The sequence below is a fragment of the Halarcobacter ebronensis genome (genome assembly GCF_013201825.1).
In the GTDB taxonomy this organism is placed as follows: Bacteria; Campylobacterota; Campylobacteria; order Campylobacterales; family Arcobacteraceae; genus Halarcobacter; species Halarcobacter ebronensis.
The window spans coordinates 1,818,163-1,844,863 of sequence record NZ_CP053836.1 but is presented as its reverse complement, the minus strand read 5'-3'; the positions used below and the strand labels follow the sequence as shown (position 1 = coordinate 1,844,863).

Sequence of the window (26,701 nt, the reverse complement as noted above, 5' to 3'; positions counted from 1 at the left end):
TCCCTTTTAGCTTTTTTATTAAGATGCATCTACTCTTTTTACTAGCTTGTTATCTTTGTAGATTTCCACTTTTTTGTTTTTTAGTGCCATTTCGTCAATAGTGTATATTTGAATCTCATTTTTATCTTTAAAAAAACAATCAATAGCTTTTTTTGCAATATTTAATGAAGAGTTATTGCTTAACTTAACTACTAAAGAGTTGTCATTGAGTATAACTTTTTGATTTTCAATTTTAAATCTTTTAAAGGAGTGAATATAGTTAATAAACTCAAGTTTTGAATCTTTTGATATAAGTAAGTAGTTTTCAATATATAGATATTTCATTTTATTCTAAAGGGTATACGCCGTTTTCATCATGATTTTCACTCCCTTTTATTGGTGGATTAAATACACAAATAAGTCTCATATCTTCACTTCCTCCGTAAAGATTATGGTCATCATGTTCGTTTAATGCATACATTACGCCATCATATATTTCATGAACTTCTCCTGTTTTTAAATCCTCTATTTTCCCATTTCCTTTAACACAATAAACAGCTTCTAAATGATTTTGATAATGTATATGTGTTTTTGTATTTGCTTTAATAATTGTTTCATGGAAAGAAAAGCCCATATTGTCACTTTTTAAAAGCATTCTTCTACTACTCCATTGTCCCTCTTTTGCATGAACCTCTTTTTCTGTTCCTATTATATTTTTTATATCTCTTACAATCATATTAAAACTCCTTAGTCAATTTATTTTTTTTATCTTCAAATAGTTTGTCAACCGCTTTTTCAAATCTGTTTAATCCCTCTTTTAAATCCTCTTCAGAAATTGTAAGTGGAGGCAGAAACTTTACAACTTGTCCATCACTTCCACAAGTCTCGCAGATTAGATTTTCATTAAATGAGTATTCTGAAATTTGAGAAGCAATTGCTTTATCATTTTTTACTTCAAAACCATAAACAAGTCCTCTTCCTCGTATATCTATTGTATAGTCATCTTTATGTTTATTTGCAATTTGTTGTAGTTTATCTTTTAGTATTTTCTCTTTATAAAATACTGCATTTGATAAATCATCATTTTGCCAATAGTTATCTAAGCAAACTTTTGAAGCTACAAAAGCTAAATTGTTTCCCCTAAAAGTTCCAGTATGTTCTCCTGGTTTCCATTGGTCTAAATCAGGTTTTAAAAGTAGTAATGCCATTGGAAGTCCACCACCAATTGATTTTGATAGTGTTACCATATCAGGATTTATTCCAGCAAATTCAAAAGAGAAGAAATCTCCACTTCTTCCATTTCCTACTTGAATATCATCAACTATTAAAAGAATATCATACTCTCTACAAATAGACTCTAACTCTTGAAGCCACTCTTTAGAAGCAATATTTATACCACCTTCTCCTTGAATAGTTTCAAGAATAACAGCAGCTGGTAAATCAACACCGCTACTTCCATCATTTAAAAATTTTCTAAAATATTTTAAAGTATTAATATCATCAAAATATCCATCAAAGGGCATAAAGGTTGCATTTGCTCTGCTTATATAACTCTCATCTCTATACTCATTGTTACCTGTAACTGCCAAAGAACCTTGAGACAAACCATGATAACCATTTGTAAAAGCAACTATATTACTTCGCCCTTTTACTAAACGAGCTAATTTTAATGCAGTCTCAACTGCATTAGTACCTGTTGGTCCAGTAAATTGAAGTTTATATTCTAAGTTTCTTGGTTTTAAAATAGTCTCATTGAAACTTTGAATAAACTCTTTTTTTGCAGTAGTTGCCATATCTAAACCATGTACAATCCCATCTTTTTTAAGATACTCAATTAATGCATCTTGAATATGTTCATTATTGTGTCCATAATTTAATGTTCCAGCTCCTGCAAAAAAATCAATATATTCATTGCCTTGTTCATCTGTTAAAATTGCACCTTTAGAAGTTTCAAAGATTGTTGGGAAACTTCTTATATACCCTCTAACTTCTGATTCTAAGTTTTCAAAGATTCTCATTTTAATTCCTTTTGTTTTATTGGTCCTATCTCATAAAGTACTTCTTCTTCGTGAGAATTTATAAAGTCCTCTTTTTTAAAAAACTTTTTAGCAATAATTTTAGTATCAAGATTTTTTGCAAGTTTAGTAAACATTTTAATTGAAGATTTATTATCAGGGGACACAGTAGTATGTATTCTTGTAATTCCACTATTAAGTTTTCTTTTAAGAGTGTTAGAGATAAGTTTATTTGCTAAACCAATCCCTCTAAACTCTTCATTAATAGCAACTTGCCAGATAAATAGTATCTCTGGTTCATTGGGAAGTTTATATCCTGATACAAAACCAACAACTCTATTTTCACAAACTGCAATAGAACAACTCTCTTTGAAATGTGTATTTTGTAAAAGATACAAATATTCAGAATTTAAATCTAAATTTTCACACTCTTTAATTAATCTAAAAACTTGTTTAGAATACTCTTTCGTAGGTTTACGTATGTAGATTTTTTTTTCATACAAAATATCTCCTTTTGTCATAATATATGTAGATAATTAACATTTAATATGTAAAAAATTTACAAAATATGTGTAAAAATATAACAAATTAATCTTTTATTAAGCTTAAGTAATGATTTGTGTTTTTTAATAAAATAGCCTGGGTAGTTGATTTTATGGTATCTATAATAGATTGTAAAAAATTTGAGAATTTAAATTGAAAAGGAAATTAGTTTAAGCAAGACAAGAAGTCTTGCCTGTGGTTATAATAGATTAAACTATTTGATAGCCTCTGTGTCTAACAGTATTAATGAAGTTTTCTTCAAATGTATTTTGAATACTTTTTCTAATAATATTTATATTTACTTCAACAACATTTCTTACTACCCATTCCGGATCATCCCAAAGTACATCTAGGATCTCCTCTTTTGAGATAGCAGGTCTATGTCTGTTTTTAATTAAATATTCTAGAATACTAAAGGGTTTTCCGTTTATTACTAATTTATTGTTTTTATTATCAGAGATTGATTTTTCCTCTTTATTAATAATATATTTGCCTTTAAAAGTATACTCATTTTCAAAATTTTCTTTATGAATAGACTTCATTTTAGCAAATATCAATTCATTTGTAACAGGAGTTTTAATTACATCTAAAGCTCCTTTTTTTAGAAGTTCAAGCTCTTCCTCTTTTGTAATATTATCTACAATAAATATTACTGCTGTTTGTCTAGGGTTTATATGTTTTAAAATATGTTTTAATGTTTTCGCATTATCATATTTAATTAAAATTAGATTATAGTATCTAACTTCACTGTGATAAATAGCATCATCAATTTCTGATACATTATCACAAATATACAGTTCATTCTCTATCAGATAGTTTAATATTTCTTTATTAATATTTAATGATAATAGACGCATTATGTATTAAACCTTTTCATGGATTTTTAAAATTAAGTTAGAGGAGAAAATTTTACATTCATGATGAAAAATTTAACTTAAAATAATGTATACTTATATCATAAAAATCTTATAGGAATCTTATTCCGATGTAGAAATCTCATTTTTTTAATAAAAAATTTACTATAATTGCTCAAAAAAAGGATTGACTTGGCTCTATTAGATAATAATAAAGATGTATTACCATTAAGCAGTATTGCAGAACTTCTTACAACAAAAGTTAGAACTTTGAAAATGTATGAAGAGAAAGGACTTTTCCCCTCAAAATCTGATTCAAAAAAACTATACTCAATAAATGATGTAAAGGTAATCTCTTTTGTTCACTATTTAGCAAGTGTGAAGAAGATAAATGCAAATGGAATAAAATATATTTTAGAGATGTTATATACAAATATGGATGAAAAGAATCGAAAAGACTTTTTAGATATTGTAGAACAAAAAATGGAAAAAATCTCAGGTATTGATGTAAGTGATGTAGAGGTTTTTTAACCTTCTACCTCTACTTTTGATGTCCCCTTAAATCCCCTCGTTGGATCAAATCTTCAAACTTTTCTCCACCAATATTATAAGCTTCTCCAAATCCAAAGACTGCCTCTCCATAAAAAGGAGTAAACTCAAAGAAAGAGAAATCTTTCATCTTTTTTAATATTTTTACTGTTTCACCATGTCTCTTTTCAAACTCATCTATTAGTATATCAAACTCATTTGTCTCTCTTAAAAGTTTTTTTACATCACATTGTAATAAAGCTCTTTTTCTAGCAAAAATATTTGAAGTTGAATTTTCATCTTCTATAAAAAAAAGTGTAGATTTTGAATTGATACTTAGATTTTCATAGTGCTTTGCCATTGCACTAATATATATGTAAAACTTTCCATCAATTTTGATAAATGGTGCATAACTAGAGAAAGGGAAACCATTTTTATCGGTTGAAGATATAACACTGCTTTTAAAACTATCTATAAAATCTTTTAACATAAGCTATCCTAAAATTTTTTTAGAATTTAACATTTGTTTATATAGATATAGCTTTGACTTATTTGTTTTTTTATTGATTAAGTTAAATAAAAGAGAAGAGCTTTTAGGCTCTTTTACTTGCTTTTTCTCTTCTCTTTGCTTTCATTTTATTTAGGGCTAAACTTCTCATGTCTGCCGTTGTGTCAGATTCATCCATAATTTCAAGACCTAAAAGAGTCTCAATACAATCTTCTAAAGTGATAATCCCTTCAGTTTGATCATAATTATCCAAAACAATAAACATATGTTCTCTTTTTTGGATGAACTTATTTAAAGCTTTTCCTACTGGAATATTTTCATTTAAAGATACTACAGGTTTCATAATAGATTCAAGGGTTGCATTTCTATCTTTAACTGCTTGTTTAAATAGTTTTTTTGTTAAAACTATTCCAACAATATTATCTATTGAATCTTCATAAACAGGTACTCTTGAAAATTTGTATGTTCTTTTATCTTCAAGAATATCTTTAATAGCAGTATTTTTTTCAACAGCATACATAACTGATCTTGGTGTTAAAATATCTTTTATTTTAATCTCATTCAAGGTTAGGGTATTTTCAATAATATCTGATTCTAAGTCACCAATTACTCCCTCTTCTTCGCTAAGTAAAGTTGTATGAATCAACTCCTCTCTTGACAGATAATCGCTACTCTCTTTTCCTTTGATTTTTTTTGTTACAAATTGAGTAATAACAATTATAGGGTAAGTTATAAATACACATACTCTGATTATTCTAGCAGCAACAACAGCCAGCTGTTTCCAATATACTGCACCAATTGTTTTTGGAATAATCTCTGCAAAAAATAGAATTGCAAAAGTTAATATAATAGATATAGCCATAACTAATGTTTTATCTCCACCAAATACATTTTGTGCCTGAACACCAATTGCAGTTGCACCTAAAGTGTTTGCAATTGTATTAAGTATAAGAATTGAAGCAATTGACTGATCTATATCTGTTTTAAGATCTTTTAACAATTTTCCTGCAGATGGATTTTTTTGCTCAATAACAGCAATATAAGTGTAATTTGATGATAAAATTACAGATTCTAAAACGGAACATAAAAACGATGTGCCTATTACAAGGATAAATAGAAATATCAGAAATTCCATTTTCCATCCTTTTTATATAAATTGCACCTCTGGGAACAATCTTCCAATAATACTCCTTTAAAAAAAAATAATAGCTAATAATAGCAAAAAATAGATAAAAAATCTTTTTTTTTGACAAAAAAATAAAAAATTTTGTATAATATGTTTAAGGATGTTGTAAGGAGGTTATTATGGAATATGGATTAATACCTACAATTAACCAATATGCAGAGAATAATGAGTTGTTATTACAACAAGTGCAACCTTCTAATGAAATTGCTAAATTAAGTAATGGCGATGAAGCTAAAAAGATTGCAAAAGATAATTTTTTAAAAGGTGTTGAAGAGGGGCAAGATAAAACCTCTGAAAGTTCAGAAACAAATTCTGTATCAGTTAAGAATGCACCTACATATCAAGAGGTTGTTTTAACTAATTTGAATTTTGGATTCAATAACTCTTCTAGAGATTTTTATGTAAAAGCCATAAGAGGAGATTCTGAGAGTCAATACCCAACAGATGAGATGATGAGATTAAAAGCTTATTATCTGGCTGAAGAAAAAGCTGCAAGAGCTGCTGAATAACTAATACATTTTACTTATATAAATATAATAATCTATTTTTGCAGCTCTGCAGTTTTAATTAATTTATCTCTTTTTTTAGATAATACCCTGTATATGAACCAGTTTGTTTATGATTTTTCGCTAACTCTTCAGGAGTTCCTTCGGCAATTATTTTACCACCTTTGTTTCCACCTTCTGGTCCCATATCAATAATCCAGTCAGAATTTTTTATAATATCAAGGTTATGTTCAATTACTAAAACAGAGTTTCCAACTTCTACTAAATGGTGTAGAACTTTTGTTAGTCTATCAACATCTGCAAAGTGTAATCCGGTTGTTGGCTCATCAAGAACATAAAGAGTATTTCCTGTATCTTTTTTACTAAGCTCTTTACTAAGTTTTATTCTTTGTGCTTCTCCTCCTGAAAGGGTAACTGCATTTTGTCCTAAAGTTATGTACCCGAGACCAACATCTGATAGAGTTTGTAATTTTGCTTTTATTTTTGGAACTTTTGCAAAAAATTCAAGTGCTTCATCAACACTCATATTTAAAACATCAGAGATATTTTTACCTTTATATAAAATCTCTAAAGTTTGTGCATTGTATCTTCTCCCTTTACAATCATCACATTTAACCATAATATCTGGTAAAAAGTGCATCTCTATTTTTATTTCACCTTCCCCTTGACATTTTTCACATCTTCCCCCTTTTACATTAAAAGAGAATCTTCCTACTTTATATCCTCTTAATTGAGCCTCTTTAGTTTTTGTAAATAGAACCCTTAATTCATCCATTAATCCTGTATAAGTCGCGGGGTTACTTCGTGGAGTTCTTCCTATTGGGCTTTGATCAAGGTAGATTACTTTATCAAGTTTTTCTAATCCTTCAATACTTACCCCATCAACTTTTTTTACTTTTTTTGCATGATTTAAAAGCTCTTTTGCAACAGGAAGTAGGGTTTGAAGAATAAGTGAAGATTTTCCACTTCCAGATACTCCTGTAATTGAGACCAAATTTTTAAGTGGAATTTTTACATCTAGATTTTTAATATTATTGATATTAACATCTTGTATCTCTATAAACTCTTCTTGAGGTCTATTGTGTGGATAATCTATCTTTTTTTCACCATTTAAGTATTTTGCTGTTAATGTTTTTGCTTTATTCATCTCTTCTAAGGTTCCAGCAAATACAATTTCTCCACCATATTTTCCAGCTTTTGGACCAATATCCACAATAAAATCTGCAGCTTGAATTGTCTCTTTGTCATGTTCAACAACAATAACACTATTTCCTTTTTCTTGTAAAGCTTTTAGGGTTTTTATTAATTTGCTTGTATCTCTTTCATGAAGTCCAATTGATGGTTCATCTAAAACATACATAACTCCTGTAAGTCCAGAACCAATTTGAGAAGCGACTCTAATTCTTTGTGCCTCTCCTCCACTTATGGTTCTTGCATCTCTTCCTAAAGTAATATATCCAAGTCCTACATCATGTAAGAAATATATTCTTTCTCTAATCTCTTTTAAAATAGGAGCAGAGATCATTTTTGCCTGTTTATTAAAATATTCAAAATTTCTTTCATCTGCAAAAAAGTTATAAGCATCTTCAATTGGTAAGTTTATCACATCAGAAATAGTTTTTTTAGCAACAAAAACACTTAAAGATGAAGGTTTTAATCTATTCCCTTTACAGTCAGAGCAGACTTTTTCTGTCATAAATTCAGCCATCTCTTTCTCATCTTTTATCATATCATAGGCAATTTTTACAATACCTTCCCATTTTCTGGTTAGTTTATGTCTTTTCCAAAAGAAAGTTGCCTCTTCAACTCCTCCATGAAGTACAGCTTTTTGTTGATGTTCTGGTAACTCTTTAAAAGGAATTTTTATATCAATACCTGCACCTTCACAATAAGCAAGAAGCATTTTAAAGTAGTAACCTTTATTAAATCCATAGATGATTTTAATTGCACCATCTTCCAAAGGCAACTCTTCATTTATAACTTTTTTCATATCAAGAGCATATCTAATACCAAGACCATCACAAGTAGGACAAGCCCCTTTTGGTGAGTTAAATGAAAAAGATAGAGGTTCAAGTGGTTCAAAAGAGATTTTACAATCAAAACAAGCCATATGTTCAGAGTAGTGAATATGTTTCTCACAGTTAAGCTCTTCAAAATTCATTACTTCTACTTCAAGCTCTCCAAAACTCTCTTTTAGACCCTTTTCAACATCTTGTGCTATTCTATCTCTATTTTCATCTTTTATAGCAACTCTATCAATTACAACTTTAATAGTATGCATTTGAGTCTTAGCTAATTCAATATCTTCATCAAGTCTAACCATTACTCCATCAACTAATGCTCTTACATAACCTTTTGATCTAAGACTCTCTAACAAATCGGCAAAGGTTCCCTTTTTTCTATTAACTAATGGTGCTAAAATAACAATTTTTGCCTCTTGAGGTAGAGTGAGAACTTGTTCAATAATATCTGAAACACTCATTTGAGATATTGGTTTTCCACATTTATGGCAGTGTTGTTTCCCAACTCTTGCGTATAAAAGTCTAAAATAGTCATATACTTCAGTAATAGTACCAACAGTTGATCTTGGGTTTTTTGAAGTTGTTTTTTGATCTATTGCAATTGCAGGAGTTAAACCTTCGATTCTTTCAACATCAGGTTTTCCAACTTTATCTAAGAATTGTCTTGCATAAGCAGAAAGTGATTCAATATATCTTCTTTGTCCCTCAGCGTATAGAGTATCAAAAGCCAGTGTAGATTTTCCAGAACCACTAAGTCCTGTAAAAACCACAAGTTTGTTTTTTGGTATCTCAAGGTTGATATTTTTTAGGTTGTTCTCTTTAGCATTGTATATTTTAATTGTATCGTTCATTAGTTGTCCATCATAGAAAATAAAACCGTTATTATAGGATAGATTTTATAATAGTTTATTAAAGTTTTTAGCTAGTAGTTTATATATAATTGTATCTTTATATTACAATTCATACATTTATAATCAAAAATAATAATTTCTTAATAAGTCATTTGCTATCTTATTATAGTCGATATAGGGAGAGAAAATCTATTGAATATAATAAATAGTTTTGAAATAGAGGGTGAAAAGTTTTATTATTATGATATTACTAAAATAAGTGATAGTTCAAATAAGTTAAAAAAATTGCCAATAGTTTTAAAAATTCTTTTAGAAGCTAATTTAAGAAAAGCAAAAAATGAAGATGAATTTTATAAAGTTATTGATATTTTTGTAAATAGAAACAATGAGAAAATATGTTTTTATCCTTCTCGAATAATTATGCAAGATAGTACTGCAATACCAGCATTAGTTGATTTAGCCTCAATGAGAGATTTTGTAAAAAATGAAAAAAAAGATCTAAATAGAGTAAATCCTCAAATTATGGTTGATTTGGTTCTTGACCATACCTTGAATTTCAAAGCTGATATGAAAGAAGAGCTTGAACAAAACCTTGAAAAGTACGAGTTTATAAAATGGGCAGAGAGTAGTTTTTCAAACTTAAGAGTTGTTCCTCCTGGTTCTGGTATTTGTCATCAAGTAAATTTAGAGTATTTATCAACTATCCTTCATGTAAAAAATGTTGAAAATATGTTTTTGTTATATCCAGAAATTGTTGTAGGAACTGATTCAAACACTACAATGATTAACTCTTTGGGAGTTCTTGGTTTAAGTATAGAAGGGATAGAAGCAGAATCTGCAATTTTGGGATTACCTATCTATTTGGATTTACCAAAAGTTGTAGGAATTAAAATCAAAGGAGAACTAAAAGAGGGAATAACTTCTTCAGATTTGGTAATAATTTTGATTAAAATGTTAAAAGAGCATAAACTAAAAGGAAAACTTGTAGAGTTTTTTGGTGAGAGTTTAGATTATATTACTTTGGAAGATAGATCAACCATATCAAATCTTGCACCAGAATATGATGCAATATGCTCTTTCTTTGCAATAGATGAGAGAACAATAAGTTATTTTGATAAGACAAGAAATAGTAATGATTATGGGAAAATCATTAAAACTTATTTACAAAAGCAACAGCTGTTTTATAACAATGAAGAGTTGGAATATGATGAGATAATTGAGATTGATTTATCTTTTTTAGAGCCAACTATTGTGGGACCAACAAAATCTAAGGAGTTGGTTGATATTAAAACTTTTAAAGATATAGCTGTTATAAATCAAAGTAAAAACTTCAAAGATGCAGATATTGTATTAGCAGCTATAACTTTATGTAGCCTTACTTCTAATCCTTATCTTATGATTCATGCAGCATTGGTTGCAAAAAAAGCAGTTGAATTTTCTCTTAGTATAGATAGTTCAATAAAACGATATTTTGCTCCAAATAGTTCTGTTGTAAAAGAGTACTTAGAAGAATTAAATTTACTAAAATATTTAGAGCAGTTAGGTTTTAATATTGTTGATTTTGTTTGTAGTGCTAATGGTGAAAATTATAATAATCTTGAGACTACTGCTAAAGAAGAGATAAAACTAAATAATCTAAATGTTTGCTCAGTTACATCAGGAGATGAAGAGTTTAAAGATAAAATAGATCCTTTAATAAAATCAAACTACTTAATGTCTCCCTCTTTAGTAATTATTTACTCTTTAATTGGAACAATGAAGTTTGATCTATTTAATGACGTAATAGGTGAAATAGGTGATAAAAAAATATATCTAAAAGATTTATGGCCAAGTGATGCAGAAGTAATATCTTATCTTGAGGAGATAGATTATACTCTTTATAAAAAGATTTATGAAAATATATTTATAGGAAATGAGTTTTGGCAGAACTTAGATATTAAAGGAAAGGATACTTTCTTTTGGAATGAAAAATCGGTTTTTATACAACCAACAAAGATTTTTGAAGATATTAAACTGGAGAAAATAGATATTCAAAAAGCAGGAGTTCTTGCACTATTAGGAGATAATATTGCAACTGAACAGATATCTCCAATAGGGCAAATTCCTCTTTATAGTCAAGCTGCAAAATATTTGGAGAGCAAAGAGGTTAAATCTTTTGAATATGGAACTTTTGCAAGTAGAAGAGGGGATGCAAATCTTATGGTAAGAGCTGCTTTTGATAGTTTAAATATTAAAAATATGATGGTTTCAAAAGAGGGCAGTTTTACTATGGATTATGAGAGTAATGAGATTGTCTCAATTTTTGAAAAATCACAAAAATTTAAAAATCAGAATAGGGCTTTGGTAATATTTGCAGGGAAAGAGTATGGTATTGGAAGTGCAAGAAATTGGGCTGCAAAAGCTATAAGACTTTTGGGTGTAAAAGCAATAATTGCAAAATCTTTTTGTAATAGACATAGATTAAATCTTATAGCACTTGGAGTATTACCATTAGAATTTATAGATGATGATATCTCCTCTTTAAAATTAAAAGGAAATGAAGAGATTTCAATAATAAGTGAAGAGATAAAAAAAGGTGCTATTATAAAAGCAATAATATATAAAAATGAATTAGAGATTCAAATTGAATTAAAATGTAGATTAGATAGTGATGATGAGGTTAAGTATTACAAAAATGGAGGAGTTTTATCTTATCAATTAAAAAATATTTTAGGAGAGAATTAAATAGTTTTGTAAACCATTATGCCTAATATTAGGGTGTTCATTATTAAAATTGATTTTTTATAATTTTTGGCACCTGTCCTATTTTTAATTTTAATTCCAAAAAATACACCAATTAAAGAAGCAATACCAATAATACTTCCTTCATAAAATAGCATTTGTCCTGTAACTGTAAGGGAGAAAAAACCTGCAAGAGAAGAGAAAATTACAAAAAATAGACTAAGGCTTGTAGCTGTTTTTAAAGGATATTTCATAACTCCAACAAGTAAAGGTATAAGCATAATTGCTCCACCAACACCTATACTCATAGCTATTACTCCAACAATAAAACCAACAAGTATCAAAACAACCTTGTTATGTTGTTTTACTGCAACTTTAGGTTCAGCAGGAGATACAAAGATTTTAATAATAGATAAAAGTACTATAAATATAAATAGATATTGTAAAAAGAGGTTAGATACAAGGGAATGAACAAAACTATTCATTAATCCACCAAGTGAACCACCAATGCCTAAAATAATCCCCTCTTTAAATACCTCTTTAGCTTTTTTTGAATTAAGATATGAGCCATAAATTGAACTAAAGACCATCTGCATAATTGATATGGAGATTGCCTCTTTCATTGAAAAACCTGCTACAACAAGTATTGGAGTTAGGATTGTTCCTCCTCCAAGACCAAAAAAGCCAGCTACGAATCCTGCAGTTAATCCAAATAAAACTAATTCAAAAAACATTATTCTTTTTCAATAGAGTTCATGGCACCAATAAACTTTTTGTAGATGCACTCCAAATCGTGATCCTCATTTGTTAAATCTATTCCTTCATGGTCTTTTAGAGCATGTTCAAGAATAGCAACTCTTTTTAATAAATATTCAAACATCTCTTTATTGATGTCTGGAAGGTCACTATGATTAAGTCTTTCATTTTTGCAATCTCTTTTTATCACTTTTGCTGGAACACCAACAGCTGTAGAGTTTTTTGGAACATCACAAATTACAACTGAGTTTGCCCCAATTTTTCCATTTTTGCCAACTGTTATATTTCCTAAAACTTTTGCTCCACTTCCAATAACTGAGTTTGCTCTAATTGTAGGGTGTCTTTTCCCTTTATTAAGACTTACTCCACCTAAAGTTACACCTTGATAGATTAGTACATCATTTTCAATAATAGTTGTCTCACCAATTACAACACCAATACCATGATCTATAAATACTCTTCTTCCTATTGTTGCTGCTGGGTGAATATCCATATGGCAAAAGAATTGAGTTAAACCCATAATTACTCTAGAAATAAGTTTAAAACCTTTTTTATATAATCTATGGGCAATTCTATGATTTATTATTGCCCAAACACCAGGGTAGTTAAAAAATAGTTCAATTGTTGAGTTAAGTGCTGGGTCATTTAGTTTTGGAACAGAAAAATCCTCTTTTATTTGATTCCAAAGACCTAACTTTTTATTTTCACTCTCAATCTCTGCTATTAATTCGTTTATTGTATTTTCATCATTCATATTAACTCCAAGTAGTCTTTAGATAACTATTATCATGAAGATATTGTTTTAATGTTTGATATGTATTTCTATCAAGATTAGTTTTTAATATTTTTTTGATTTCGTTTGTATCATAATCAATATCTTCAAGAATATCTATAATTTTTTGAGACTCTAAAATTTTTTCAAGTTTTACTTCGCCATCTTCAAATACAACATTTATCTCTGTTGGATGAGAGAAAAGATTGTGTCTCATTCCTAATATATCCTGATAAGCTCCCACATGGAAAAACCCAAGATAATACTCCTCTTCTTTAAGATTTACGTCATGTAAATAAAGAGGTTTTTCTGGATTAAAGGCAATCTCCCCATCACTATCACAAGTTATATCCCAAAGACTAGCACTTCTTGTTGGATTTTTGTCTAAATGTGTAATAGGCATTATAGGGAACTCTTGTTTAATTCCCCAAAAATCTGGCAGTGATTGGAAAATTGAGAAGTTAACTAAATATTTCTCTTGTATTTTGTCATCAATTCTTTTTAGCTCTTCATAATCATCAACTTCTAAAAGCCAGATAGCTTTTTTGATAATTAGATTTGCTAAAATCTCAGCATTACTTCTATCTTCTAAATCTATATAACCAAGATCAAATAGTTTTAATAATGATTCAAGGTGGTCAATACTATCGTGCATATATTCCAATGCTGTTTTTGAGTTCATATCATTATATAACTCTCTTAACTCATCAATTAGAGGAGGATTATGCTCTTTTAATCTTAAATGTTCTGAATCATACTCCGCACTAAATAGTTCTAAAACTGGTGTAATTAATACAGTTGAACTAGCACTTATAAATCTTCCAGATTCTGTGAAAATATTTGGCTCTTCAACCCCTTTTTGTTTTGCAATATTTTTAAGTGTAAATACAACATCATTTGCAAACTCTTGAAGATGATATTGTGCAGTTCTATGAAATTGTGAATATTCAACTGCTAATCCACCACCAATGTTTATAGCACTTAATTTATTTGCACCTAAATTTTTAAGTTCTGCATAGATATGTCCTGACTCTTTTAGCGCATTTTTTAGTGGTCTAATTGAGTTCATTGATGAACCAATATGGAAGTGAATCATTGTTAAGGTATCTGTTAGATTATTCTCTTCAAGCATCTCAAAAGCTTCCAAAACTTCTGTTGAACTTAATCCAAATTTTGCATCAATCCCGCCAGATTTTGCCCAAGCTCCACTTCCAGAGTTAAATAGTCTTACTCTAATACCAACATTTGGACAAGGTAATGAAGTCTCTTTTTCAACCTCTAAGATAGTTTCAAGCTCATTTAACCCTTCTATTATTATTGTAATATTGTGTCCCATTTTTTTGGCAATAAAACTTAAATGAATCATCTCTTTATCTTTAAATCCATTAACAGTAATAGGTGCACCCATTTTGTTATAAGTCATAGCTAAAAAGAGTTCTGCTTTACTTCCTGCTTCAAGTCCATAGTTATACTCTTCACCTAAACTAACAAGGGGTAAGATAAAGTTTGGAAGTTGATTTACTTTAAGAGGGAAAACAGCATTGAACTTCCCTTTGTAATCATACTCATTTATAGCATTTGTATATAGTGTATATAGTTTATTTATCTGCTTTTCAATTAAGTGAGGGAACCTAAATAGTAAAGGACCCTTATAATCTTTCTCTCTAATCTCTTTTACCATTTTTATCAAAGAAGGTTTAGATTCGTGATTTACTTTTACAACTCCACCTTCAATTATAAAGTTATCATCTCCCCAGATGTCAATACCATAATTTTCCAAATTTAAAAATCCTCAATTTTAATTGTTTTTTCTTCTTTTGTAGTTAAATTTTTAATAAAAATTGTACTATCTTTTATCTCATTTTCTCCAATTAAAGCAACAATATTTGCTCCATTTTTTTCTGCAATACTAAAATGTTTTCCAAAACCTCTTGGAGTATATTCAATAAAAGTTTTATACTCTTTTCTTTTTGTTGTTGCAATTTTTGTTAAAATATTTAGGGCATCATCACATAATGCTCCAAGATAAATTACATCTTTTTGTTCTTGATTCATTTTAACTAATTCAAGTAACCTTTCGATTCCAATTGCAAATCCTATTCCAGGAGTTGATCTTCCCCCAAGAAATTCAACAAGTCTATCATATCTTCCCCCACCTGCAATTGCACTTTGAGCTCCAATCTCATTTGAAGTAAATTCAAAAGCAGTTTTAGAGTAGTAATCTAAACCTCTAACAAGGTTAGTATTAATCTCATATTCAACACCATTGAAATCTAAAATCTCTTTTAGTTTTTCAAAATCTCTATTGCAATCTTCACATAAATTATAAGTGATTTTTGGGGCATTGTATAATAGTTGTTGACATTTTTCATTTTTACAATCAAGAACTCTAATAGGGTTTGTTTCAATTCGTCTATTACAGTCTTCACAAAGTTCTTCTTTGATATTTGTTAAATATTTAACTAGAGTATCTCTATACACTGGCATACATTTAGGACAACCAAGTGAATTTAGTTGTAATTTAAATCCAATTTTAAAGAAATCTAAAATATCTTTTAACATCATAATAACATTTGCATCTTCATAAACTGAGTCTATTCCAAAGACTTCACAGCCAAATTGGTGGAACTCTCTTAATCTTCCTTTTTGAGGTCTTTCATATCTAAACATTGGTCCATAATAGTACCATCTATATGTACCTCCAGCTCTATCAAACTTGTTTTGAACAAAACTTCTAACAACTCCTGCAGTGCCTTCTGGTCTTAGACATACATCATTTTCGCCTTTATCTATAAATTGATACATCTCTTTATTTACAATATCAGAACTCTCTCCAACTGATCTTTTAAATAGTGCGGTTTCTTCTAGAATAGGAGTCTCAATATAGGTAAATCCATAGTTTTTTGCAATTTTTGATGCATTTTCAATAAAATATGTAAATAGTTCACTATCGTTTCCTAAAATATCATTCATTCCTCTTAGACTTTGAATATTAGCCATTAATAAAATCCTCTATTTTTTCTGAAATCTCTTTGATGCTTAAACTTGCATCAATAAATATGTGGTTTAATTTCAACATTTTAACTGTCTCTTTCATTCTATTTTGTATATTAATTAAGTAATCAATGCCCCTTGATTCAATAGAGTCATTAGATTTCCCTTGAAGTCTCTTTGTAAGTTCTTCTTTAGTTAATTCGAGAAGAATTACATGTGTTGGTAAAGTATTTGATGTAGCTATAAGATTTAAAGAAATCACTATTTCTAGGGGCAAATTTGAAGCATAGGCTATTCCACTTATAACACTTCTATCACTAACAATCATATTTTTTTCATTTGGCTTTATAACTTCCTCAATATGTTCAGCTCTATCAGCCAAAAATAGGAACATCTCTGCAACTTTACTCTTTGCTTCACCATTTAAAGCCATCTCTCTTAATTTTAGCCCAAGTTGTGTTCCTCCAGGCTCTTTAGTAAAAATTGCTTCTTTATGATTGTTTTTAAGAATATCAAGCTGAGTTGATTTTCCAGCTGTATCAATTCCTTCAATAACTACATACATTCTATAACCTTTTTAGGGACTAAGTGTTCAAACTTCCCATTAAATCTAATAATTTCTCTTACAATTGTTGAAGAGACAAAGGCATTTTCCAATGTAGGCATTAAATAAAGAGTCTCTATTTTTTTATTAATTGATGAGTTTGCATATCCCATTTGTAGTTCATATTCAAAATCAGATACAGCTCTAAGTCCCCTAATAATTGTATTTATACCCATATTTGTAGCAAAATCAACTAGGAGTGTATCAAAACCGATTACTCTAACAGAAGGCATATTCTCAGTTGCAGCTTTTGCAAAGTCAACCCTTCTTTCATGGCTGAACATAGGAGCCTTTGTTTCACTTTTTGCAACTGCAATAATTACTTCATCGAAGATATTTGTAGCTCTTTTTATAATATCCATATGACCATTTGTTATAGGGTCAAAAGTACCACTATATATAGCTTTTTTATATGTTGTTGTAATATTTTCATTATTTTGCATATTAATTCCATCTTTCATATAAATTATGTTCTATTTTAAGTATATCAAACCATTTCCCTATCATAAACTTCTCCATCTCTTCAAGGCTCTCTTGCTTTGAATAATAGGCTAAAACAGGGGGAGCAATAACAGCTCCCAATAGAGACAACTTATGCATATTCTCTAAAGCAATAGCTGAAAAGGGCATCTCTCTAGGAGCTAATACTATATCTCTTTTTTCTTTTAACATAACTGTAAAAGCTCTTGTAATTAAATTATCAGATATACCTACAGCACATTTTGCTAAAGTATTCATGGAACAAGGCAGGATAATCATTTTATCAGTTTTAAAAGAACCAGAAGCTATGGGCGCATCTATTTGATTCTCTTTATAGAATTTAATATTTTCTTTTGATTTAAATAAATTTTTTATATCAATATTTTCTTCGATTTTTAGGGCTTTTTTTGCACTTTTTGATACTACTACAAAAACTTCAATCTCTTGTGGCAGATTTTGTATAAATTTTAATCCAAGTTTGGCACCGCTAGAACCAGTTATAGCTACAACTAATCTCACTTTTAAAACCTTTTAATCTTTTATTAAAAAATAGATATTAGCCAAAAATCGCTTTATTTTCAAAAGGGATAAGAAACTATCCAATAAATCAAAGAAAAGCGATATCCAATAAGAAAGCTTTAAGCTTTAAAAGTATATCATTTTGTATAATCTTTATTATATTTAATGTATACATAATGTATGTTAAATATTAATAATATATAAATTTGTTAAAGGAATAGCCATGTCAAAAATATTCAGTTTTGTAAGAGTAAATAACAATAATGAAGGTTACACAGAGGCTCAAGTTAAAGCCTTATCAAACTACAAAAATAAAAACAACATCTCAATTTACAAAGAGATAGAAATTGAGATAAATACTCCCCATGATGAAAAAAATATGTTGGAATTTTTAAAGAGTTGTGAAAAGTCTTCTACTCTTTTAGTTTATGACTTAAATGTATTTGGTAGAACAATAGAGACGATTTTAGAAATTGTGAAGTTTCTTTTATCGAATAAAATTAGAATAATTGTAATAAAACAAAATCTTGATTTAATTGATGATAAAGATATGTTAACTCAGATGATTCTTGGTGTTATATCAATGACAGTAAATTTGGAAAAAGATTTAATGAGTCTTAGAACAAAAGAAGCACTTACTGCTAAAAAATTAAATGGTGAGAGTTTAGGTAAACCAAAAGGAACAATTCAAAAATCTAAATTTGATAAACAAAGAGACAAGATTGAAGAGTTATTAGCTGTAGGTTTATCTGTTAGAAAAATTGCTAAACTTTTAGGTTATAATAATCATATTGGATTAAACAATTATGTTAAAAAAAGAAAAATTAGACATAATTTGCCTAATACACTAGATATAGCTAGTTGAACTCCTAAGGATAAATAATGTTTGCAATTTACAACAATAATGGATTGAGTTTTAGAAGTACTGTTGACAATCTTTATACTTTATCTACAGTTGATTCTATTGCAAGGATTAGAAATAATGTGGAAGAGGGGCTTCCTAAAAACCATACATCTACAAAAAATAAGAACAGACTCTATAATGAATCTTCAATAGATGAAGCAACAGAAGTTTATAAGAGTATTGCAAATATTGATACAAAAGTTGAAATCTATCATATAAAAGATTTAATGACAAATGATGTATTAACATTAACAACCAATAATACTCTGCAAGAGGCATATGATTTAATGGTTGAAAATGATATTAGGCAAATTCCTATTATTGATGATACAAGAAATATTGTTATTGCAATGCTTAATGAAAGAGATATTTTAAATTATATTTTGGGCGATTTAGAGTTTGCAAACTCTACTCTTAGAAAAACTTTAGGCACTTTTGATTTAAAAGAGGTAATAACAGCTGATCCAATAACAGATATTAGAAGAGTTGCAAAAGTAATGGTTGATTTTAGTTTAACAGCAATACCTATTGTTGATCAAAATGATAAACTTTTAGGAATTGTATCAAGAGCAAATATATTAAAAGCAGTTTCTAATACTCCTCCTCTTCAAATTTGGGGATAATTTATTTTAATCATACTATCTATTGTTTTAATAGCAATTTTTTAATACAATTTCCAAAACTATTCTCTAAGGATAATAAATGTCCTCTAAATCTAAGATTGACTCAATCTATGAAAAACTTGTTGATGAAGAAGATGCAAGAGTTTGTAAAGCTATAGATGAAAAAGCTTGTAAAGTTGTTCCAGGAAATTTTCTACTTACCATAATAAGTTACTTTTTTAATAAGTTAGCAGATTCAGTATCAAATACTAAAGTTGTTTTACCTTGGATTATGCAAAGTTTAAATGTTCCTTTATATCTTATAGCTTTTTTGGTTCCTATCCGCGAATCTGGTTCATTACTTCCTCAGCTTATAATTGCAGCATATATTAGAAAAATGCCCATAAGGAAAAATGTTTGGGTTCTTGGAGCTTTTCTTCAAGCATTTTCAATGATAGGAATAGGTGTAGTTGCATTTACACTAGAAGGCATTATGGCAGGATATATGATAATTTTATTGCTTGTTATCTTTAGTTTGGCAAGAGGTCTAAGTTCAGTTGCCGCAAAAGATGTAGTAGGAAAAACTATTCCTAAAACAAGAAGAGGAGCATTAAATGGTTGGTCAGGAAGTGTGGCTGGAGTATTAGTTGTACTTCTTGGTGGATATTTTATTATAAATGGAGAGAAACCTTTTTCTCCTTCAAATTTTGGGGTTTTATTGACTTTTGCAGGTATTTTTTGGCTTCTTGCTGGAATTGTTTATAGTAAAATCGTTGAATATGAAGGGGAGACTGAAGGAGGAGGTAATGCAGCTGTAGTTGCCTTTAAAAAACTCTCAATTTTAAAAACAGATAAACCTTTTAGACTTTTTGTAATAACAAGAGCACTATTTTTGTGTTCAGTTTTAAGCGCACCTTTTTATGTTGTTTTAGCTCAAAAACATCTTGGTTCAAATAGTTATCTTCTTGGAATGTTTATTCTCTCAAGTGGAATGGCTTCTCTTCTTTCTGCTCCTATTTGGGGAAAATTTTCAGATGTTTCAAGTAGAAAAGTTATGATAATTGGCGCAAGTATATGTACTGTTTTTGGATTTTTAATCTTTTTTATGGATTTGCTGTTTAGTAGTTTGCTATCAGTAATTTGGATTATGCCTCTTTTTTATTTTTTCCTTAGTATTGGTTATGAAGGGATTAGAATTGGAAGGAAAACCTATTTAGTTGATTTGGCTGAAGGTAATAAAAGAACTGATTATGTGGCTGTTAGTAATACTTTAATAGGAATAATTCTTCTTTTTAGTGGATTTATTGGAACTTTAAATACCTCTTTAGGTGTTGCTGGAATAATTTTGTTTTTATCACTTATTGGTCTTTTAGGAATATATTTAGCGCTTAAATTGCCTGAAGTAGAAGATTAAAAGGGTCATTTTAAAGAAATTCTAACTATCAGAAAATTAGTAGGAGGAGACTGATATTTTAAAAGTTCTTTTTGTATTAAAATGACCGTTACGATAATTTTAAGAATATATTGTTAATTTTTTGTTTGATTAAAATAATTAGTTTTAAAAAATAAGTAAAACACTACCTTAATACTTGCTTCAAATAGTTTATAGTAAAATATTCAACTTTTAAAAATTGGAGATATAATGAAAGTTTTATTGATTAAAGAGGTAAAAGGTACTGGTAAAGCTGGTGAAGTAAAAGAGGTAAAAGATGGATATGGTAAAAATTTTTTAATTGCAAAAGGTTTTGCTCTTCATGCCACACAAGAGGTACTTGATAATTATAAAGAGGAACAAAGAATAAAAGCAGAGCAAGAGGCTAAAGAGATTGCCCAAGCAAAAGAGTTAGCTCAAAAATTAGATTCAACAAAACTTACTATTTCACATAAAGTTGGTGCAAATGGACATTTAATAGGTTCAGTTACAAGTAAAGAGATTAGTGAAGCCTTACAAGAACAATTTGGAATCGAAGTAGATAAAAAAGCAATTACTCTAAAAGATAAAATAAAATCAGTGGGAATTGTAGAAGTTGATTGTAAATTAGGTCACTCTGTACATGCAAATTTAAAAGTTGACATTATCGGAGTTGAATAATGTTTGAAGCAACTACGATACTTGCCTATAAAGGGCAAGGACAAGCTGTAATTGGTGGAGATGGTCAAGTTACTTTTGGTAATGCAGTTTTAAAAGGGAATGCCACAAAAATTAGAAGACTTTATAAAGATCAAATTTTAGCAGGTTTTGCAGGAAGTACAGCAGATGCTTTTAATCTATTTGATATGTTTGAAGGACATTTAGAATCTTGTAAAGGTGATTTGCTTAAAGCAGTTGTTGCTTTTTCAAAAGAGTGGAGAAAAGATAAAGTTTTAAGACGTCTTGAAGCTATGATGATAGTTTTAAATAAAAATCATATTTTTATTCTTTCAGGTACTGGTGACGTAGTTGAGCCAGAAGATGGAAGTATTGCTTCAATAGGAAGTGGTGGGAATTTTGCTATTTCTGCCGCAAGAGCTTTAGCTAAACACTCAAACTTAAAACCTGTAGATTTAGTAAAAGAGTCTTTAATGATTGCAGGTGAATTATGTATATATACAAATCAAAATATTAAAATATTAGAGATAGAGGATTAAAATAGCATGGAATTAACACCAAAGCAAATTGTTAAGTATTTAGATGATTATATAATTGGGCAAGATAGTGCCAAAAAAACAATTGCCCTTGCTTTGAGAAATAGATACAGAAGAATGAATGTAGGTCCAGAACTAAGAGAAGAGATTATGCCAAAAAATATTCTTATGATTGGTAGTACTGGAGTTGGTAAAACAGAGATTGCTAGAAGACTTGCAAAAATGATGGGTCTACCATTTATTAAAGTTGAAGCTTCAAAATATACGGAAGTAGGTTTTGTTGGTCGAGATGTTGAGTCTATGATTAGAGATTTAGTTTATGAATCAATAAATCTAGTAACAAGAGAGTTTGAAGATAAAATAAAAGATAAAATTGATGGTGAAGTAAATAGACAGATTATTGAAATTCTTGTTCCATCTCTTCCTGAGGGAGCAACACAGAGTGCAAAAGAGTCTTTTATAAAAACTTACAACAAAATGGAAGAGAAACTTTTAAATGGTGAGCTTGACGAAAGAAAAATAGAGATTGAAGTTCCTAAAAAAACCCATGTAGAGATTATTGATTCTTCAATTCCTATGGATATGACCTCTATGCAAGAGAGCCTTAATAAAATGCTTGGTGGCTTAAATAAAGAGAAGATAAAAAAAGAAGTAACCATAAAAGATGCAAAAATTCTTTTAAAAGAGGTTGCAAGTGATAAACTTCTTGATAAAGAGGCAATTAAAATAGAAGCGATTAAAAGAGCTGAAAATGGAGGGATTATCTTCCTTGATGAGATTGATAAAATTGCAACAAGTTCAAAAAGCCAAAATCAAGACCCAAGTAAAGAGGGTGTTCAAAGGGATCTACTTCCAATTGTTGAAGGAAGTATAGTTCATACAAAATTTGGTCAAGTAAAAACAGACCATGTTCTTTTTATAGCTGCTGGAGCATTTCATGTTTCTAAACCTTCTGATTTACTTCCAGAGCTTCAAGGAAGGTTTCCTTTAAGAGTAGAATTGGACAATTTAGATGAAGAAGCTTTATATAAAATTTTAACAAATACTAAAAATTCTCTTTTAAGACAATATCAGGCACTCTTAAAAGTAGAAGATGTTGAGTTGGAGTTTACTGATGAAGCCATAAGAGCCTTTGCAAAATATTCTGTGTCTGCAAATGAAAAGACAGAAGATATTGGAGCAAGAAGACTTCATACAGTTATTGAAAAAGTGATAGAAGATATATCTTTTGAAGCAGATGAAAAGGCTGGAGAAAAAGTTATTATTACTAAAGAACTAGTTGAAGAGAAGCTTGATGAGATTATAGAAAATGAGGATACAGCAAGATATATTTTATAATAGGGTTTATTTTAACACTACTATTATTTTTATTTTGCTAGAATTTATCAAACACCTTGGGAGATAAGCAATGAAGATCGTAACTTTTTGTGATATAAATGATGGTATTATTGATTCTAAGCATACAATAGAACACTTTCAAAGTGGAAGCACAGGTGATGCTCAAATTGCAATTTTAGACATTAACTCTATTTTTGATTTTGAAGAGAACAAACATGAAGCTTGCGCTGAAAAATTTGCAACAATTGCAATTTTAGAAGATGAGAGTGATTATGATGCTTTCAAAAATTTTGGTATTGACTCATGGATAAAAGTTGATGACCTTGGCGATATTAATGAGTTAATCAATATTATTGAAAAAAGGTTTTTATCATAATAATAGACACCCATTGTCACTTAGACAACGAACAATATTATGAAGATATTGATGAAGTAATACAAAGAGCCTTAGAACATAATATTAAAGGCTTTTTAATACCTGGAGCAGATTTTAAAGATTTGCCTCAGGCTATAAAACTTGCAGAAAAATATGAACAAATATTTTTTTCTGTTGGAATCCATCCTTATGATATTGATAAATATGATGAAAAAATAATGCAAGAGTTTGTTACTCATCCAAAATGTATTGCAATTGGTGAGTGTGGACTTGACTACTATAGACTTCCCGAAGATGAAAAAGAAAAAGAAGAAAATATAAAGAAACAAAAAGAGGTTTTTATTGCTCAAATTGAGTTTGCAAAAAAAGTCAAAAAACCATTGATTGTTCATATTAGAGAGGCATCAAATGACTCTAAACAGATTTTAGAAAAGTATGGTGCAAAAGAGGTTGGGGGAGTTTTACACTGCTATAATGCAAGTGAACATTTACTCTCTTTAGCTGAAGATAATTTTTATTTTGGGATTGGTGGAGTATTAACTTTTAAAAATGCAAGAAAACTTGTGGAGATTTTACCAAAAATTCCCCTTGAAAAATTGATTATAGAGACTGATGGTCCATACTTAACTCCACATCCTCACAGAGGGAAAAGGAATGAACCCTATTACACTATTTTTGTAGCTCAAAAGATGGCAGAACTTCTAAATTTATCCCAAGAAGAGATTGAAAACCTTACCACAAATAATGCGAAAACCCTATTTAAGCAGTTTTCTAATATTATTTAGCTAAAATATTACCTATTTTAACAAATAGGATATAATTTGAAGAGATTTTTAGTACTACTTTTTTCACTTTCAGTTTATCTAAACGCAACATTAACCGGTTCAAATTTTTCACAAAGAGACATCGAAGTTTTAGAATCACTTGATATAGACCCCACGTATATTACTGATTATAGATTACAAGTAGTCTATTCTCAACTACAAAGCAAAATCAACGTAGAGCACTATATTCAAAAATTTAATGATGCTTCTATCTTTTTGCCAAGAATAAAAGAGATTTTAAAAGAAGAGGGAATTCCTGATGCTTTTATCTATATGGCAATGGCTGAATCAAACTTTACAATTGATGCAAGATCTAATGCAAGAGCAACTGGACTTTGGCAATTTATGTATGAAACAGGAAGAAGATACGGTTTAAAAGTAAATACATATGTTGATGAGAGAATGGATTTAGTAAAATCAACTAGAGCTGCAGCTAAATATTTAAAAGCTTTACACAATAGATTTGGTAAATGGTATCTAGCGGCAATTGCATACAATTGTGGTGAAGGAAGAGTTGTTGAAGCTCTTACAAGAGCAATGTTAGATTTGTATGTACAAAAAAATCCAGATATGAAGAATGATGACAAAATTAGAGCTTATAGAGCTGTAATCAGAGCTTATCAAACAAGAAGAGCAAAATTTTCTCAACTAAAAGAGATATATAATGAAGTTAAAAAATATAATATTGATCCAGAATTGGAATATCTTTTAAGGGAACAATCACAAGTAAATAGAGAGTATTTACCCCAGGAAAGTAGAAGATATATTAGAAAAATCGTTGCATTAGGGATGATAAATTCACAAAATTTTATGAAATTTGATGAAAACTCACATATTTTAAATATGGGTATAGCAAAAACTATTGCTACTGTTCCTGTAAAAGGTGGCTTACATCTAAAAAATATTGCAAAAGTTATGGATATGTCATATGAAGAATTATTAAGTTTAAATAAGCATATTAAACAATCTATTATTCCTCCTATGGAAAAGAGTTATACAATAAATATTCCATATAATAAATTGACTATGTTTAATCAAAATAGCAGCTCTATTGAAGATACCAAATATGCAATTCATATTGTAAAAACTGGTGATACTTTGTATGCAATTTCAAGAAGATATAAAGTTCCAGTAAGTTTAATAAAAGAGTATAACAAACTAAAAACAAGTTTTTTAGCTCTTAAGCAAAAAATTGTATTACCAATACCAAAAGATATGGTTGGTAAAGTTGAATTTAATACTTATAATGATACAAAAGCAAAAAATTATATAGTTAAAATTGGAGACTCATTATCTTCAATTGCAAAAAAATATAATATGGATGTTAAAAAGATTATGAAAGACAATAATTTAAAAACAACGTTTTTAAAAATAGGGGATAAAATTGTTATTAGATAGAAAAAAAGTTTTATCTTTATCTTTTATTGTAATTTCTGTTTTTTTATATAGTGGATGTTCTACTAAAAGTACAAATTATAGCTATGGAAATAGTGGAGAGTATAAAGCTATTCCAAAACAAGAGATAAGAAATTCTGAGGCAATGCATAGGGCAACTATGAGACCTTATCAAATCGCAGGAAAATGGTACTATCCAACATTAGCTAAAGTTGGAGATGAGCAAAGAGGAATTGCTTCTTGGTATGGACCAAATTTTCATGCAAAAAGAACTTCAAATGGTGAGATTTATAATATGTATGCAATGACAGCTGCCCATAAAACTCTGCCTATGAATACAATGGTTAAAGTTGAAAACCTTGACAATGGTAAATCAACAATTGTAAGAGTTAATGATAGAGGACCTTTTGTAAGCGGAAGAATAATTGACCTTTCAAATAAAGCAGCCCATGAAGTTGATATGGTGGGAAGAGGTACTGCAAATGTTAAAATTACAGTTCTTGGTTTCCATGCAAAAATTGCTCAAACAAAAGCAGAAAAAGAAGAGACTGCAACAGTTGGAAAATATTTTGTACAAGTTGGTGCATTTAGAAGATATGAAGGTGCTAAAATTACAAAAGAGAAATTTGAAGTTGCACTTGAACGAGGTTATAGTGTTATAATCAAAGAGGGAATTTATCTAGATGAACCAATCAATAGAGTTTGGGTAGCTGGATTTAGATCTGAAGAGGAAGCTAAAGATTTCAAAGACAAAAATGGTTTAAATAGTGCAATGATAATAGCTGAATAGGATAGAGAAT

Annotated in this window: 28 protein-coding genes; 13 read left to right on the top strand and 15 right to left on the bottom strand. The window is 29.2% G+C overall.

The genetic code is table 11. From position 1 onward, the window contains the following. Positions 1-18: 18 nt before the first annotated feature. From AEBR_RS09150 to AEBR_RS09130, 5 genes are all read right to left on the bottom strand, one after another. Entirely contained in the window at positions 19-324 is a 306-nt protein-coding gene (locus AEBR_RS09150) for a hypothetical protein (protein ID WP_128977780.1), read from the bottom strand. A 1-nt stretch (position 325) separates the two neighbouring features. Then, on the bottom strand, positions 326-715 hold the full coding sequence (locus AEBR_RS09145) for an ectoine synthase (RefSeq protein ID WP_129086539.1): 390 nt from the start codon (positions 713-715) through the stop codon (positions 326-328). 1 nt (position 716) lies between these two features. Continuing rightward, positions 717-1,997, bottom strand: a complete 1,281-nt coding sequence (gene ectB, locus AEBR_RS09140) for a diaminobutyrate--2-oxoglutarate transaminase (RefSeq protein ID WP_129086540.1) — start codon at positions 1,995-1,997, stop codon at positions 717-719. Beyond that, entirely contained in the window at positions 1,994-2,497 is a 504-nt protein-coding gene (gene ectA / locus AEBR_RS09135) for a diaminobutyrate acetyltransferase (protein WP_172658884.1), read from the bottom strand. The genes ectB and ectA overlap by 4 nt, the downstream gene beginning before the upstream one ends. 249 nt (positions 2,498-2,746) lie before the next feature. Next, positions 2,747-3,394: a winged helix-turn-helix transcriptional regulator gene (locus tag AEBR_RS09130; RefSeq protein ID WP_129086541.1), complete on the bottom strand. Its 648-nt coding sequence runs from the start codon at positions 3,392-3,394 to the stop codon at positions 2,747-2,749. 189 nt (positions 3,395-3,583) lie between these two features. Between AEBR_RS09130 and AEBR_RS09125 the strand changes: the two genes are divergently transcribed. After that, positions 3,584-3,922: a MerR family transcriptional regulator gene (locus AEBR_RS09125; RefSeq protein ID WP_129086542.1), complete on the top strand. Its 339-nt coding sequence runs from the start codon at positions 3,584-3,586 to the stop codon at positions 3,920-3,922. Positions 3,923-3,932: 10 nt separating this feature from the next. On the opposite strand, the gene AEBR_RS09120 is transcribed toward AEBR_RS09125, so the two are convergent. Together AEBR_RS09120 and AEBR_RS09115 are read right to left on the bottom strand one after the other, a co-directional pair. Then, complete coding sequence (locus AEBR_RS09120) at positions 3,933-4,409, bottom strand: HugZ family pyridoxamine 5'-phosphate oxidase (protein WP_129086543.1); 477 nt, start codon at positions 4,407-4,409, stop codon at positions 3,933-3,935. Positions 4,410-4,512: 103 nt separating this feature from the next. Next, a complete protein-coding gene (locus AEBR_RS09115) occupies positions 4,513-5,562 on the bottom strand; it encodes a hemolysin family protein (protein WP_129086544.1) in 1,050 nt (349 codons plus the stop codon). 170 nt (positions 5,563-5,732) lie between these two features. Here AEBR_RS09115 and AEBR_RS09110 point away from each other — a divergent pair, with 170 nt between their 5' ends. Beyond that, on the top strand, positions 5,733-6,122 hold the full coding sequence (locus AEBR_RS09110) for a hypothetical protein (RefSeq protein WP_129086545.1): 390 nt from the start codon (positions 5,733-5,735) through the stop codon (positions 6,120-6,122). A gap of 58 nt (positions 6,123-6,180) precedes the next feature. Here AEBR_RS09110 and uvrA read toward each other — a convergent pair whose 3' ends face one another. After that, positions 6,181-8,991: an excinuclease ABC subunit UvrA gene (gene uvrA / locus AEBR_RS09105; protein ID WP_129086546.1), complete on the bottom strand. Its 2,811-nt coding sequence runs from the start codon at positions 8,989-8,991 to the stop codon at positions 6,181-6,183. A gap of 192 nt (positions 8,992-9,183) precedes the next feature. On the opposite strand from uvrA, the gene acnA reads away from it, so the two are divergent. Next, the gene (gene acnA, locus AEBR_RS09100; RefSeq protein WP_164969452.1) at positions 9,184-11,715 is read left to right on the top strand and encodes an aconitate hydratase AcnA; all 2,532 of its coding nucleotides are present in this window, start codon (positions 9,184-9,186) and stop codon (positions 11,713-11,715) included. Here the strand turns inward: acnA and AEBR_RS09095 are convergent. From AEBR_RS09095 to AEBR_RS09065, 7 genes are read right to left on the bottom strand one after another with little or no spacing between them, the layout of a single operon-like run. Then, positions 11,712-12,446: a sulfite exporter TauE/SafE family protein gene (locus tag AEBR_RS09095; RefSeq protein ID WP_129086548.1), complete on the bottom strand. Its 735-nt coding sequence runs from the start codon at positions 12,444-12,446 to the stop codon at positions 11,712-11,714. The genes acnA and AEBR_RS09095 overlap by 4 nt on opposite strands. Then, the gene (gene cysE / locus AEBR_RS09090) at positions 12,446-13,222 is read right to left on the bottom strand and encodes a serine O-acetyltransferase (protein WP_128977805.1); all 777 of its coding nucleotides are present in this window, start codon (positions 13,220-13,222) and stop codon (positions 12,446-12,448) included. Before cysE ends, AEBR_RS09095 begins: the two co-directional genes overlap by 1 nt. Position 13,223: 1 nt before the next feature. Continuing rightward, a complete protein-coding gene (gene speA, locus AEBR_RS09085; RefSeq protein WP_129086549.1) occupies positions 13,224-15,020 on the bottom strand; it encodes a biosynthetic arginine decarboxylase in 1,797 nt (598 codons plus the stop codon). A gap of 2 nt (positions 15,021-15,022) precedes the next feature. After that, complete coding sequence (hisS, locus tag AEBR_RS09080) at positions 15,023-16,240, bottom strand: histidine--tRNA ligase (RefSeq protein WP_129086550.1); 1,218 nt, start codon at positions 16,238-16,240, stop codon at positions 15,023-15,025. After that, entirely contained in the window at positions 16,233-16,799 is a 567-nt protein-coding gene (tmk, locus tag AEBR_RS09075) for a dTMP kinase (protein WP_129086551.1), read from the bottom strand. Before tmk ends, hisS begins: the two co-directional genes overlap by 8 nt. Next, positions 16,790-17,281 (bottom strand): pantetheine-phosphate adenylyltransferase, encoded by a 492-nt coding sequence (gene coaD / locus AEBR_RS09070; RefSeq protein ID WP_228712148.1) that lies wholly within the window; start codon positions 17,279-17,281, stop codon positions 16,790-16,792. The genes tmk and coaD overlap by 10 nt, the downstream gene beginning before the upstream one ends. Position 17,282: 1 nt before the next feature. Next, positions 17,283-17,837 carry a UbiX family flavin prenyltransferase gene (locus tag AEBR_RS09065; protein ID WP_129086552.1) on the bottom strand — a complete coding sequence of 185 codons (555 nt, stop codon included), beginning with the start codon at positions 17,835-17,837 and terminating at the stop codon, positions 17,283-17,285. 223 nt (positions 17,838-18,060) lie between these two features. On the opposite strand from AEBR_RS09065, the gene AEBR_RS09060 reads away from it, so the two are divergent. The 10 genes from AEBR_RS09060 (at position 18,061) to AEBR_RS09015 (ending at position 26,691) form a co-directional block, all read left to right on the top strand. After that, positions 18,061-18,702 (top strand): recombinase family protein, encoded by a 642-nt coding sequence (locus AEBR_RS09060; RefSeq protein WP_128977812.1) that lies wholly within the window; start codon positions 18,061-18,063, stop codon positions 18,700-18,702. Positions 18,703-18,719: 17 nt separating this feature from the next. Next, entirely contained in the window at positions 18,720-19,364 is a 645-nt protein-coding gene (locus tag AEBR_RS09055) for a CBS domain-containing protein (protein ID WP_129086553.1), read from the top strand. A 79-nt stretch (positions 19,365-19,443) separates the two neighbouring features. Continuing rightward, entirely contained in the window at positions 19,444-20,757 is a 1,314-nt protein-coding gene (locus tag AEBR_RS09050; protein WP_129086554.1) for an MFS transporter, read from the top strand. A 228-nt stretch (positions 20,758-20,985) separates the two neighbouring features. Beyond that, a complete protein-coding gene (gene rplI / locus AEBR_RS09045; protein ID WP_129086555.1) occupies positions 20,986-21,435 on the top strand; it encodes a 50S ribosomal protein L9 in 450 nt (149 codons plus the stop codon). Continuing rightward, a complete protein-coding gene (hslV, locus tag AEBR_RS09040) occupies positions 21,435-21,971 on the top strand; it encodes an ATP-dependent protease subunit HslV (RefSeq protein ID WP_128977816.1) in 537 nt (178 codons plus the stop codon). Before rplI ends, hslV begins: the two co-directional genes overlap by 1 nt. Before the next feature lie 6 nt (positions 21,972-21,977). Next, positions 21,978-23,306: an ATP-dependent protease ATPase subunit HslU gene (gene hslU, locus AEBR_RS09035; RefSeq protein ID WP_129086556.1), complete on the top strand. Its 1,329-nt coding sequence runs from the start codon at positions 21,978-21,980 to the stop codon at positions 23,304-23,306. A gap of 70 nt (positions 23,307-23,376) precedes the next feature. Beyond that, positions 23,377-23,682, top strand: coding sequence for a hypothetical protein (locus AEBR_RS09030; protein WP_128977819.1), 306 nt, complete (start codon positions 23,377-23,379; stop codon positions 23,680-23,682). Further along, positions 23,679-24,467: a TatD family hydrolase gene (locus tag AEBR_RS09025; protein WP_129086557.1), complete on the top strand. Its 789-nt coding sequence runs from the start codon at positions 23,679-23,681 to the stop codon at positions 24,465-24,467. Before AEBR_RS09030 ends, AEBR_RS09025 begins: the two co-directional genes overlap by 4 nt. A gap of 36 nt (positions 24,468-24,503) precedes the next feature. After that, positions 24,504-25,904 carry a lytic transglycosylase domain-containing protein gene (locus tag AEBR_RS09020; protein ID WP_129086558.1) on the top strand — a complete coding sequence of 467 codons (1,401 nt, stop codon included), beginning with the start codon at positions 24,504-24,506 and terminating at the stop codon, positions 25,902-25,904. Continuing rightward, entirely contained in the window at positions 25,891-26,691 is an 801-nt protein-coding gene (locus AEBR_RS09015) for a septal ring lytic transglycosylase RlpA family protein (protein WP_475404877.1), read from the top strand. The genes AEBR_RS09020 and AEBR_RS09015 overlap by 14 nt, the downstream gene beginning before the upstream one ends. The last annotated feature ends 10 nt before the right edge of the window (positions 26,692-26,701 follow it).